General features: G+C 66.2%; 9 protein-coding genes. 1 reads left to right on the top strand and 8 read right to left on the bottom strand.

The features are described from left to right. Positions 1-74 precede the first annotated feature (74 nt). The 8 genes from E4O92_RS15505 to E4O92_RS15470 all read right to left on the bottom strand — a co-directional run bounded on the left by E4O92_RS15505 (position 75) and on the right by E4O92_RS15470 (position 9,946). Positions 75-1,211 carry a deoxyguanosinetriphosphate triphosphohydrolase gene (locus E4O92_RS15505; RefSeq protein ID WP_135190641.1) on the bottom strand — a complete coding sequence of 379 codons (1,137 nt, stop codon included), beginning with the start codon at positions 1,209-1,211 and terminating at the stop codon, positions 75-77. After that, on the bottom strand, positions 1,211-2,848 hold the full coding sequence (gene aroKB / locus E4O92_RS15500; RefSeq protein WP_135190640.1) for a bifunctional shikimate kinase/3-dehydroquinate synthase AroKB: 1,638 nt from the start codon (positions 2,846-2,848) through the stop codon (positions 1,211-1,213). The genes E4O92_RS15505 and aroKB overlap by 1 nt, the downstream gene beginning before the upstream one ends. A gap of 65 nt (positions 2,849-2,913) precedes the next feature. Continuing rightward, positions 2,914-4,866, bottom strand: a complete 1,953-nt coding sequence (locus E4O92_RS15495) for an Ig-like domain-containing protein (RefSeq protein ID WP_135190639.1) — start codon at positions 4,864-4,866, stop codon at positions 2,914-2,916. Positions 4,867-4,904: 38 nt separating this feature from the next. Beyond that, on the bottom strand, positions 4,905-7,055 hold the full coding sequence (locus E4O92_RS15490) for a type IV pilus secretin PilQ (protein WP_135190638.1): 2,151 nt from the start codon (positions 7,053-7,055) through the stop codon (positions 4,905-4,907). After that, positions 7,052-7,591 carry a pilus assembly protein PilP gene (locus tag E4O92_RS15485; RefSeq protein ID WP_307721751.1) on the bottom strand — a complete coding sequence of 180 codons (540 nt, stop codon included), beginning with the start codon at positions 7,589-7,591 and terminating at the stop codon, positions 7,052-7,054. The genes E4O92_RS15490 and E4O92_RS15485 overlap by 4 nt, the downstream gene beginning before the upstream one ends. After that, a complete protein-coding gene (locus E4O92_RS15480) occupies positions 7,588-8,268 on the bottom strand; it encodes a type IV pilus inner membrane component PilO (RefSeq protein WP_135190637.1) in 681 nt (226 codons plus the stop codon). The genes E4O92_RS15485 and E4O92_RS15480 overlap by 4 nt, the downstream gene beginning before the upstream one ends. Next, entirely contained in the window at positions 8,265-8,870 is a 606-nt protein-coding gene (locus tag E4O92_RS15475) for a PilN domain-containing protein (RefSeq protein WP_135190636.1), read from the bottom strand. The genes E4O92_RS15480 and E4O92_RS15475 overlap by 4 nt, the downstream gene beginning before the upstream one ends. Next, entirely contained in the window at positions 8,870-9,946 is a 1,077-nt protein-coding gene (locus E4O92_RS15470; protein ID WP_135190635.1) for a pilus assembly protein PilM, read from the bottom strand. The genes E4O92_RS15475 and E4O92_RS15470 overlap by 1 nt, the downstream gene beginning before the upstream one ends. A 317-nt stretch (positions 9,947-10,263) precedes the next feature. On the opposite strand from E4O92_RS15470, the gene E4O92_RS15465 reads away from it, so the two are divergent. Continuing rightward, on the top strand, positions 10,264-12,615 hold the full coding sequence (locus tag E4O92_RS15465) for a penicillin-binding protein 1A (protein WP_135190634.1): 2,352 nt from the start codon (positions 10,264-10,266) through the stop codon (positions 12,613-12,615). Positions 12,616-12,707 lie beyond the last annotated feature (92 nt).

Below are 12,707 nucleotides of genomic sequence, written 5' to 3'. Positions count from 1 at the left end.
CATGCGGTGACCGCGTGCGCACAGGTGCGCACCCTACGCCTGTTTACGCGCAGCAGGTGGCACGCCTGCGTACGCTACAGCTCTTCCAGCGAAAAGATTCTGCGGTGCTCGCGCACCGCATACCGGTCCGTCATCCCCGCAATGTAATCCGCTATCTTGCGCGCCTGCTTGACCGTATCGCCCGCCTCCGCCCGATAATCCGGCGGCAGCAACTGCGTATCGTCCATGAACGCATCGAACAGCTCACGCACCATGCGGCTCGCCTTCACACGCATCCGGTTCACCTGGTAATGCCGGTACAGGTTCGCGTACAGGAAGCGCTTGAGCTGCGTGGTCTCGGCGCGCATCTGCGCGGAAAAGCGGATCAGCGGCGGCGCCGCGCGCACGTCGTCGATGCTGCCCGGCGCCGCATCGGCTAGCTGCGCGGCCGAGGTCTCGACCAGGTCCGCCGTCATCGCCGTGATCATCAGCCGGATCGTCTCGTACAGCGCGCGCCGTCCCGGCAGGCCCGGATACTGGGCCTCGACCGCGTGCCGGTGGCGCGCGAACAGCTCCACCTCCGCCATTTGGTCCATCGTCAGCAACCCCGATCGCAGGCCATCATCGATGTCGTGGTTGTTGTACGCGATTTCGTCGGCGAGGTTGGTCAGCTGCGCTTCCAGGCTCGGCTGGGTGCGGTTGATGAAGCGCTCGCCCAGTTCGCCCAGCTGGCGCGCGTTGGCCAGCGAGCAGTGCTTGAGGATGCCTTCGCGCGTTTCGAACGTCAGGTTCAGGCCGTCGAAGGCGCCGTAGTGTTCTTCCAGCGCGTCGACCACGCGCAGGCTTTGCAGGTTGTGCTCGAAGCCGCCGTAGTCCTTCATGCACTCGTTGAGCACATCCTGGCCCACGTGCCCGAACGGCGTGTGCCCGAGGTCGTGCGCGAGCGCGGTGGCCTCGACCAGGTCTTCGTTCAGGCGCAGGCGGCGCGCCAGCGTGCGCCCGATCTGCGCCACTTCGATCGAGTGCGTCAGGCGTGTGCGGAACAGGTCGCCCTCGTGGTTGAGGAATACCTGGGTCTTGTATTCCAGCCGCCGGAAGGCGGTCGAATGGATGATGCGGTCGCGGTCGCGCTGGTACTCGCTGCGCGAACCGGGCCCCGGTTCGGCATGTCGCCGCCCGCGCGATTTTGCGGAGTGCGCAGCGTACGGGGCGAGGTGGGCGTCGAAATCCATCAGCCGACGCAGGCGGCCAACGTCGCCAGCAGCAGTTCACGCGGCACGCTGGTGATCTGGGGGCTGCCCAGAGGCTTGATGAGGATGAACTTGATCGCGCCGCCCTCGTTCTTCTTGTCCACCTCCATCAGCTCGATCCAGCGCTCGGCACCCAGGTCGGGCGCCACGGTCGGCAGCCCGGCGGCCTTGACCAGGCTGCGCACCCGTTCCACGGTGGCGGCGTCGACCAGACCCATGCGGTGCGACAGGTCAGCCGCCATCACCATGCCGCAGCCGACCGCTTCGCCGTGCAGCCAGGTGCCAAAGCCAAGTCCGGCCTCGATCGCGTGGCCGAACGTGTGGCCGAAGTTGAGCACCGCGCGCAGGCCGCCTTCGCGTTCGTCCTGGCGCACCACGTCGGCCTTGATCTCGCACGAGCGCGCGATCGCGTAAGCCATGGCGGCCGGTTCGCGCGCGACCAGGCGGGCGATGTTCTGCTCGATCCAGTCGAAGTATGCGGCGTCCAGGATCGCGCCGTGCTTGATCACTTCGGCCAGGCCCGCCGCCAGTTCGCGATCGGGGAGCGTGGCGAGCGTGGCGGTGTCGGCCAGCACCGCGCGCGGCTGGTAGAACGCGCCGATCATGTTCTTGCCCAGCGGGTGGTTGATGCCGGTCTTGCCGCCGACCGAGGAATCGACCTGGGCCAGCAGCGTGGTGGGCACCTGCACGAACGGCACGCCGCGCATGTAGCTGGCGGCGGCAAAGCCGGTCAGGTCGCCAATCACGCCGCCGCCCAGCGCCACCAGGGTGGTCTTGCGGTCGCACTTGTTGGCGAGCAGGGCATCGAACACCAGCATCAGCGATTCCCAGGTCTTGAACTCTTCGCCGTCCGGCAGCACGATTTCGACCACTTCGCGCCCGGCCGTCGTCAAAGGCGCGGCCACCTGTTCCAGGTACAGCGGCGCGACTGTGGTATTGGTCACGATCGCGGCCTTGGTGCCGGTCACATGGCGCGCCAGCAGTGTGGGATCGGCCAGCAGGTTCGGGCCGATCGTGATCGGGTAGCTGCGCTCGCCCAGTTCGACGTTAAGGGAGATGGTGGTCGGTTCGTTCATCGAGGTCGGTTCCTGCTGCCCCAGCGCGGACAGCTGGTCAATAATGGTCTGGACCATCGATTGTACGTTAGGTCGGCCGGTGTCGATGACGAGATCGGCAATCTCGCGGTACAGCGGTTCGCGCTGGGCGGTCAGTTCCTCCAGCCTGGCGCGCGGGTCGGCAGTCTGCAGCAGCGGGCGGTTCTTGTCGTGCGAGGTGCGCGCAAGGATGCTCGAGACGCTGGCGCGCAGGTAGATCACGGTCCCGCGTTCGGCCAGCAGCTTGCGGCTGTCCGGATTGAGCACGGCGCCACCGCCGGTGGCCAGCACGATGCCTTGCTGGGCGGTGAGCTCGCGGATCATGTCGGCTTCGCGCCGGCGAAAGCTCGCCTCGCCCTCGATTTCGAAGATCCAGGGAATCGACGCGCCGGTGCGCGCCTCGATGGCGTGGTCGGAGTCGACGAAGCGTGCGCCGAGCCGGCGCGCCAGCAGGCGGCCAATGGTGGTCTTGCCGGCCCCCATCAGGCCGACGAGGAAGATATTGTTGTTTTTTGCGTCAGGCACGAGAACGGTCTGAAAATAAAAACGGCCAGGTTCGATCCTGGCCGCTCAAGTTGACGTTATGCCATTTACGGGCAGGTAAACGTCAGTTTAAACGGAAACGCCGTCACATATTGCAGCGGCGTGGTAACCGTGACGTTAAACGTGGCCGTGGCGGGCCCGGTGCAGTTCTTCTGCTGGTTGCTGGTCAGGCTGATCGTATGCGTCGAGCCCTGCGCTCCGCTGACGTTGTTGCCGGTGATGTCATCTCCCTGGTCCGAATGCGGGAAGATATTCAGCACAGTCGCCGGCGCCACGCCGACCGCGGTGCCGTTGGCCAGGGCGGTGATCTCGACCTTGCTACCGACCGGCATCGGGTTCATGTGCAGGTCATTGAACTGGAGCCTGAACACTTTCGACTCGTCCGAGTGCACGCTGCCAAGGTCAGTCGCGACTGTCTTCGACAACGGGGTGCTGCCGCCGTCCAGGTAGGCAAAAGCGACATGGCTGTCGCTTAAGAACAGCGCGATCTTCGTGGACAGCGTGTTGGTGCCGTCGTTGCTGCTGGCGCAGATCGTGGCCACGCCGGGGCGCGTGCTGTCCGGCGTGGCGCCGTAGCCGCTGTTGCAGGGCGTCACCGGGGAACCGGGCACGGCCACACGCGGCTGCTGGGTGCGGAAGTCGACCGAGCAGCCGCCGTTGACGGTGAGGCAGCCGCCCTTGTCCGACGAGCCGATCGCGCCGATGTTGGTCTGGAGCACGACAGGCGTGCCGTCCGCGACCGGGTTGCCGTTGATGTCGGCCAGCAGCACGTTGATGACGCTGGCCGGGATGCTGGTGCCGCTGTCGTAGGACCATCCTTCGACGTTGCTCTTGGTGGCCGACAGCGACATCGCGCGCTGGACCGGCTGGCCGGTGGTCACGACGATCGAGTCCGACAGCGTCGAGACCCCCGACTTGAGCGTGGCCTGGACACGGAAGGTGGTCGGCACCGCGCCCGAATTGACGGTCGTGATGACCACGCCGTCCTGGTCGGTGTTGTCGGTGGTCTTGTTCAGCGTGACGTAGGGCGAGGTGGTGCTGAAGGTGACGGTCTGCCCGGCGAGCGGACGGTTGAAGGTGTCGAACACCTTGAAGGTCAGGGTCGCGGTCTCGGTGCGGCCCACCCCGCCCTGGCCGCGGATCACGATCGACTTGTCGGTGGGCGAGGCGGACGCGAACTGGACCGAGGCGGCAGCGGGCGGCGCGATGGTGAGCGCTGCGGTGGCCGACTTGACCACACCGTCGGCGGACACGGTGATCACGTCATTGTTGGCGCAGCCCTGGTCGCGGTACACGGTCTGGGCGGTGCCGTTATTGGTCGGCACGACCGATGCCAGGGTCGCCTTGCCGGCCGCCACGCAGGCCGAGGAGAAATTCACGTTAACCTGCTGGTCGATGTACTTGGCGCCATTGGCCAGCAGGTCGACCGACAGCACGGTCGAGCCGTAGGCATCCAATTTGGACGGCGTGGCGGTGAGCGGACCGAAGCTGAGCGCGGTGGCGCCGACCGAATAGTTGCCTTCGGCGGTGGCCGTGGTCCCGGCCACAGTCGAGGTGGCGGTGACCTTGGCGGCGCCGCCGGCGGCCAGGCTGGCGGCGCGCATGGTAACGCTCGCCACGCCGTTGGGATCGGTCAGCGCGGTGCCGGCCGAGGGGGAGAACAGCGCCAGCTTTTCATCGGTCGCGAAAGCCACGATCACGTTCGGAACCGGCTTGCCGGCGGCGTCGCGCACGGTCGCCTTGACGGTCAGCGGGGTGGCGCCGGTCAGCGAGTTGGAGGGCTGGCCGGCAGCGTTCACGAAAGCCAGGGTGACGGTGGGCGCGGCCGGGACGGTGCCGCCGCCACCGGTGCCGCCGCCAGGAGCAGGGTTACCGCCGCCCCCGATCACCGCGCCGGGATTGCCGCCGCCACCGCCGCAGCTCGACAGCGCCAGCACCAGCGCCAGTGCCAGCAGGCGCGCTTGCGCCCTCCCTGCCAGATTGTTTTGGTTGTTGTTCATGGATGCCTGATTGTTCTTGATGTTGTTTTTGGCGGCGCTCAGCGTGCCGTCGCCTGCTTTTCCGTCACGATCTTGGGCGTGATGAATACCAGCAATTCAGTCTTGTTGTTTTCCCGGCTGTTGGTCTTGAACAGGTGGCCCACGACCGGGATGTCGCCCAACAGCGGCACCTTGTTCACGTCGTTGCGCTCGACCTGCTGGTAGATCCCGCCCAGCACCACCGTGCCGCCGTTCTCGACCATGACGCGGGTCTTCACGTGCTGGGTGTTGACCGCGAAACCGGCCGGGGTCAGGTCACCCTTCGAATCCTTGTTGATGTCCACTTCGAGCACCACGTTGCCGTCCGGGGTGATCTGCGGCGTCACCTCCAGGCGCAGGTTGGCCTTCTTGAACGCCACCGAGGTCGCGCCGCTGCTGGTGGACTGCTGGTACGGCAGCTCGACGCCCTGCTCGATCACCGCCGGCACGTTGTCCTCGGTGACCACGCGTGGGCTGGAGGTCACCTTGCCCTTGCCGTCCGCTTCCAGCGCCGACAGCTCCAGGTTCAGGAAGCGGTTGGCGGCCGAGGAGAACAGGCTGAACGCGATGGACGACGGCTGCACCGCGTTGATGCTCGCCGCCGGCAGGTTGACCATCGTGGTGTTGGTGTAGCCGTCGCCCTTGTCCGGCGTCTGCATGGTCACCTGCCCGACGCCGGTCAGGTTGCCGCCGATCGCGACGCGCTGGTTGCCGCTGACCTGGTAGCCGGGATCGCCGCCGCGAAAGCCGCGCAGGTCGGCAAAGCCAAGCTTGGCGCCGAGGTTGCGCGAAAAGCCGTCGTTGGCCTCGACCAGGCGCGCTTCGATCAGCACCTGCTTGGACGGGATGTCGACCTTCTGGATCAGCTTGCGCACGTCCTCGATTTTGGACGCGATGTCGGTCACGAACAGCTGGTTGGTGCGCGAATCGATGATCGCGCTGCCGCGCTTGGACAGCACGCGGTTCTTGCCGTCGCCGCCGGCCGCGCCGTTCGCGTCCAGCCCGAACACGGCGCGAAACGCCTCGGCCTTCTGGTAGTTCAGCTGGAAGATCTCCGAGCGCAGCGGCTCCAGGTCGGCGATCTGCGCCTTCTGCTCGAGCTCGAGCTTCTCCTTGGTCAGCAGCTCTTCCTTGGGCGCGATCCACAGCACGTTGCCGTTCTTGCGCATGTCCAGGCCCTTGGCCTGCAGGATCACGTCCAGCGCCTGGTCCCATGGCACGTCCTTCAGGCGCAGGGTCAGGTTGCCGGTCACGGTGTCGCTGGCGATGATGTTCAGGCCCGAGACATCGGCCACCATCTGCAGCGCCGCGCGCACCTCCACGCTCTGGAAGTCGAACGACATCTTCTCGCCGCGGTAGCCGCCGCTGCCCTGGGCCAGCTTGTTGCGGTCTTCCCTGACCGGCTTGACGTCGACCACCAGCTGGGTGTCGCTCTGGTACACGCTCTGCTCCCACAGGCCGTGGGCGTCGATCGTCATGCGCACGTTATCGCCCTGCGCCGCCGTGGTCACGCGCGAAACCGGGGTGCCGAAGTCGGTTACGTCCAGCCGCCGGCGCAGGTTCACCGGCAGGCTGGTGTGCAGGAAATCGACCAGGATCTGGTTGCCGGCCTGGCGCACGTCCACCGCCACCTGGCTGTTGGGCAGGTCGACCACGATCCGGCCCTCGCCGTTCGGCCCGCGCTTGAAGTCGAGGTCGCGCAATTGCTGGCGCGGCGCGCTCGCTACTCGCGCCTCTCCCACCGGCACGCCGCCTGCGTCGACGGCGTGCGCCACGCCGCCCGAGCCGTCGATCGTCACGATCACCGACTTGCCGTCGATGGCGGTGGCGTAGTTCAGCGGCCGCTTGAGGGTGAACACCAGGCGCGTGCGCTCGCCGGCCTGCACCAGGTTCACGCCCCGCAGGTCGCCGAGGTTGATCTCATGAAAGGTCTTGCCGGTCGCGTTGGCGGTGGCGCCGAAATCGAGCGCGATGCGCGCCGGGTTGGTGATCGAAAAGCCGATCGGGAGCTTGCCCGGGGCCTCTTTCAGCGCGATGTTGACGATCACGTTCGCGCCGTGCTGGGTGGCGCTGATCGATTCGATCGCGTTATCCTGGGCCAGCGCGGTGCCGTTCGCCAGTGCCAGCAGCAGCGCGCACAGGCGCACCAGCACGGTTCCAAGTCGGGTCATTTGCCACTCTCCTTACTTACCTGCAACTCCAGCCTCGTCTTGCGCTCGACCCACTCGCCGGCCGCGTCCTGGACGGTTTCCTTGATGTCGATTGCGTTTTCGGTCACGCGCGTGACCAGTCCGTAGTTTTCGCCGATGCGCTGGCCGGCCTTGACCTTGTAGACGTTCTTGTCGATCTGCACCAGCCCATAGCCGACCCCGGCCTTGTGCAGCGTGCCCACCAGGTGCATCGTGTCGAGCGGGTATTGCTCGAGCAGTTCCCTGGGGCGCCGCGAGTCCGGCTTGAGCGGGTTTTCCGACGCCTCGGCCCCGTTGGCCAGCTCGACCTGGAGCTTGTTCGGGCTGAACGGATCGACCGCGTCCCTGAGCTTGTAGGCGTAGGGGATGAACTCCTTGGGCTCGGGCAGCGGCTTGACGCCCGGCTTGGTTTCCTTGCGCACCTGCGCCATCCAGTCGCGCACTTCCTTGACGTCGCTGTCGCCGCAGCCGGCCAGCAGCAGGGCCGCGAGCGCGAGTATTGTGGTGCGGGCCATCATGCCGCGCCTCCATGCGGTTTGGCCTTGGCATCCTTCTTCTTGGCGCGCGCCGCCTTCTGCGACGCCAGTTCGTCCGGATCGAGGTAGCGGAAGGTCTTGGCCACCGCATCGAGCAACAGCATGCCGTCCTTGCCGGCGGTGAGCGACAGGTTGTTCAGGGTGACGATGCGCGGCAGGTTGGCCATGTCGGCCGCGAACGCGCCCACGTCGTGGTAGCTGCCGGTGACCTTGATGTCGATCGGCAGCTCGGCGTAGTAATCCTTGACCACCACCTGGCCCGGCTTGAACAGCTCGAACTGCAGGCCGCGGCCGATGCCGGCCTGGTTGATGTCCGACAGCAGCGCGGCCATCTCGGCCTTGCTCGGCAACTGCTTCTCCAGGCGCTCCACGGACTGGTCGACCTGCAGCTTTTGCGCCTGCAACGCTTCCAGGTTGATGGCCTGCGCCATCTTGGCCCGGTAGTCGGCGCGCAGCTTTTCTTCCTGCCTGGCGCCGGTTTCGAGGTCCTCGTACTGGCCGCTCCAGTAGGCAAAGTAGCCCAGGGTGGTTACGGCGGCCATCACGCCGGCCGCGCACAAGAGGCGCGGCGCCAGCGGCCACTGCCCGGGCTTGCGTCCGCGCAGCCCGTGGAACTGGGCCGCGAGCTCCCCGCCGAGGTCTTTCAGGTCGATGTTCATGACGATTTTGCTCCCGGCGTTCCCTTGGCCGGCTCGTCGGCCTCACGCGCGCGCTTGATGTGGACCGCGAGCGTGAATTCGACGACCTTGCGGGCGGTCCTGTTTTGCGCCAGCGTGGCAGCGCGCACCTCGGTCAGGTCGGGGCGCTCGAGCCACGGCGAATTGCCCGACAGGTTGCGCAGCAGCTCGGCCACGCGCTCCTGCGACTGCGCGTAGCCCTGCAGCGTCACGCGCTGGCCGTCCTGCTTGAAGTTCTTCAGGTAGACCCCGTCCGGCGTCTGCCTGACCAGTTCATCGAGCAGGTAGACCGGCTGGTTGCGGTCGCCCTGCAAGTCCTCGACCGCCTGCTGGCGCGCCTTGAGCGCCTCGATTTCCTCTTTCAGCGCCTTGATCGCGCCGATCTTCTTGTCCAGCTCCGCGTTGGCGCCCTTGAGCACCAGGTTGCGCTCGCCCTGGATCGAGATCCGGCGCGCGTTGTAGCCGCCCACGGCCAGCACCACCGCCACCCCGAGGATGCCGCCCAGCGCCAGCAGGGCCACGAAGGCGGCCTGCTTCTGCCGGCGTTTGACTTCCCGGTGCGGGAGCAGGTTAATCTTGATCATCAGCCGAACCTCCTCTTGGCCAGCCCGCACGCCACCAGGTAGGCCGGCGCCTCGGCCTTGAGCTGGTGTTCGCGCACGCCAGGTGCGAGCTGCATGCCGGCGAAGGGCGAGGCGACGCTGCTGGGGATGCGGGTGCGGCTGCCGATAATCTCGAGCAGGCCAGGAATCCGGGCGCAGCCGCCGGCCAGGAACAGCTGGTCGATCCGGGTGTACGGGGTCGAGGTGTAGAAGAACTGGATCGCGCGCGTGATTTCCAGCGCCGCGCTTTCCAGGAACGGCGCGAGCAGGTCGGCAGCATAGTTCTCCGGCAGCTCGCCCGCCTTCTTGCGGGTTTCCGCCTCCTCGAACGACATGCCGTAGGCGCGCGCGATGTCCTGGGTGAGCTGGTTGCCGCCGAACGGCTGCTCGCGCTCGTAGACGGCCTCGCCACCCAGCAGCACCGAGATGTGGGTGGCCTGGGCGCCGATCTGGAACAGCGCCACCACCTGGTCCTTTCCTTCATTGGGCAGGCGCGCGATCGCCGGCTCGAGCGCGGCGCGCGCCGCGTACGATTCGATGTCCATCACGGTCGCCTTCAGGCCCGCCGCTTCGGCGACCGCGACCCGGTCCTCGACCTTCTCGCGGCGCGCCGCGGCCAGCATCACTTCCATGTCGTCGCTTGAATTGGCGGCCGGGCCGATGACGTCGAAATCCAGGCTTACCTCATCGAGCGCAAACGGGATATACTGGCTCGCCTCGGACTCGACCTGCACTTCGAGCTGGTCTTCGGACATGCCCGCCGGCAGGATGATCTTCTTGGTGATGACCGCGGCCGGCGGCATGCCAAGCGCGACCAGCCTGGCCCGCGTGCCGCTCTTTTTCAAGACGCGCTGCACCGCTTCCGACACCGCTTCGATGTTCTCGATATTGCCGTCGACAATGGCGCCGCGCGGCAGCGGCTCGGACGCGTAGCGCTCGAGCCGCATGTCACCCTTGCCGGCGTCGGCCAGCTCGACCAGGCGCACCGCGGACGTACTGATGTCGAGCCCGACCAACGGCGGGCTGGACTTTCCAAACAAGGAACCGAGATTGATCACGAGCGTACTCCCTCACCTGCAACACCTGCACCCGCGCAGGAATACCAATTGAACGCCCGCTGGGGGAATGTTTGTTACAAAACAACTATCTAGTGCACGTTTATGAGGCACTACATTAGATCGTAGCAATTCGGCTGAGTACCGGCAAGAAATTTCTGTACTGGAACATTATGATCCGGCGCGAGAAAACGACAGTTTTGGATTGAGGCAGATCAAGGTTCTTTACTCTGCCACGCCCATACTGCGCGCGGAACGCAGGGGTGGTGCGGTGAAGGCCTGTCTTATAATGAATTGAGTCAACAGTAGCGAAAGCGAGCATGAAATCAACGCAATCTGGCGCGACGCCCCCTGATCCCAAGCCTCGTTCGGGCAAGTTCAGCCTCAAGCGGCTGATCCTGATAGCGATCGGCTCCCTGGCCGGGCTGGGCGTGGTTGGCGCCCTGGTCATCGTGTTTGCGCTGGCGATGGCCTACCCGAACCTGCCGGCGCTGGACACGATCACGGACTACCGGCCCAAGATGCCGCTGCGCATCTTCACCGCCGACAACGTCCTGATCGGCGAATTCGGCGAGGAACGCCGCACCCTGGTGCACTTCAAGGACATCCCGGACGTGATGAAGAAAGCGGTGCTGGCGATCGAGGACGACCGCTTCTACGAGCACGGCGGCATCGACTACCTGGGCATCGCGCGCGCCATGCTGCACAACGCCACCGGCCGCTCGCGCCAGGGCGCCTCCACCATCACCCAGCAGGTGGCGCGCAACTTCTTCCTCTCGTCCGAGCAGACCTGGAAGCGCAAGGCGTACGAAGCGCTGCTGGCGTGGAAGATTGAAAAGAACCTGACCAAGGACCAGATCCTGGAGCTGTACATGAACCAGATCTACCTGGGCCAGCGCGCGTTCGGCTTCCAGTCGGCGGCCCAGATCTATTTCGGCAAGGACCTGCGCGACATCACCGTGGCCGAAGCGGCGATGCTGGCCGGCCTGCCCAAGGCGCCGTCGGCCTACAACCCGGTGGTCAACCCGACCCGGGCGCGCACCCGCCAGCAGTACATCCTGCTGCGCATGCGCCAGCTGGGCTACATCACCGAAGCCCAGTTTGAACAGGCCAAGAACGAAAAGCTCAAGATCAAGACCGACAGCACCACCTTCGGCGTGCACGCCGAGTACGTGGCCGAGATGGCGCGCCAGCTGGTGTACGAACAGTTCAAGGAAGACACCTACACCCGCGGCCTGAACGTGTTCACCACCATCACCAAGGCGGACCAGGACGCGGCCTACCTCGCGCTGCGGCGCGGCGTGATCGATTACGAGCGGCGCCACGCGTACCGCGGACCGGAATCCTACATCGACCTCGCGGGCAACAAGACCGAGGCCGACGAGGCGATCGAGGCCGAGCTGGCCGAGCATCCGGACAGCGACGACATCGTCGCCGCGATCGTGCTCGAAGCTTCCCCGGCCAAGGTGCGCGCGGTGATCGCCTCCGGCGAAGAGATCACGATCCAGGGGCAGGGCCTGGCCTTCGCCAAGGCCTGGCTGGCCACGAACGCGGCGCCCGAACGGCGCGTGCGGCGCGGCGCGGTGATCCGCGTGCGCCAGGACGACGACTCGGAGTGGAACATCACCCAGATGCCGCAGGTGGAATCGGCGTTCGTCGCGGCCAGCACCGAAGATGGCGCGATCCGCGCGCTGGTGGGCGGCTTCGACTTCAACCGCAGCAAGTTCAACCACGTGACCCAGGCCTGGCGCCAGCCGGGTTCCTCGTTCAAGCCGTTCATCTACTCGGCCTCGCTCGAGCGCGGCCTGTCGCCGGCGACGATCATCAACGACGCCCCGATCTCGTTCGATGCCGGCGCCACCGGCGGCCAGGCGTGGGAGCCGAAGAACTACGACAACAAGTACGAAGGCCCGATGTCGATGCGGCGCGGCCTGACCAAGTCGAAGAACATGATCTCGATCCGCATCCTGAACAAGATCGGCGCGCGCTACGGCCAGGAATACGCGACCCGCTTCGGCTTTGACGCGGACAAGAACCCGGCCTACCTGACGCTGGCGCTGGGTGCGGGCGCGACCACGCCGCTGCAGATGGCAGGCGCCTACGCGGTGTTCGCCAACGGCGGCTACCGCATCAGCCCCTACCTGATCTCCAAGGTGACGGATGCGGACGGCAAGGTGCTGTCCGAGGCGCGGCCCGAGCGCGCCGGCGTGGAGACCAACCGCGTGATCGACGCGCGCAACGCGTACCTGATGGACAGCATGCTCAAGGACGTGGTGCGCTACGGTACCGCTGCCAAGGCCGGGCAGATGCTCAAGCGCCCCGACCTGGCGGGCAAGACCGGCACCACCAACGACTCGATCGACGCCTGGTTTGCCGGCTACCAGCCCAAGCTGGTGGCGATCGCCTGGATCGGCTACGACCAGCCCAAGAACCTGGGCAACAAGGAAACCGGCGGCGGACTGGCGCTGCCGATCTGGATCAGCTACATGCAAAAGGCACTGAAAAACGTGCCGGTCGAGGAGCGGCCGGTGCCGGAAGGGCTGGTGCTGTACGGCGACGAGTACTACTACGCCGAGAACCCGCCGGGGACGGGCGTGACGTCGCTGGACGTCGGCACGCCGCCGCCAAGCGACCAGAAGACGCGCGACGCGGTGAGGAACGAGTTGTTCTAAGGGATGAGGGAGGGTGCGCACGAAAGTGCGCACCCATGATAGCCTCCGGCGCGCGCCGCCACCTACGTCTCCTGCACATCGTAGGGGGCGCG

Source organism: Massilia horti (genome assembly GCF_004614195.1).
GTDB classification, from domain to species: Bacteria; Pseudomonadota; Gammaproteobacteria; order Burkholderiales; family Burkholderiaceae_D; genus Telluria; species Telluria horti.
Note: the sequence above shows the minus strand (reverse complement) of the source record. Positions and strands in the feature narration are given on the sequence as shown.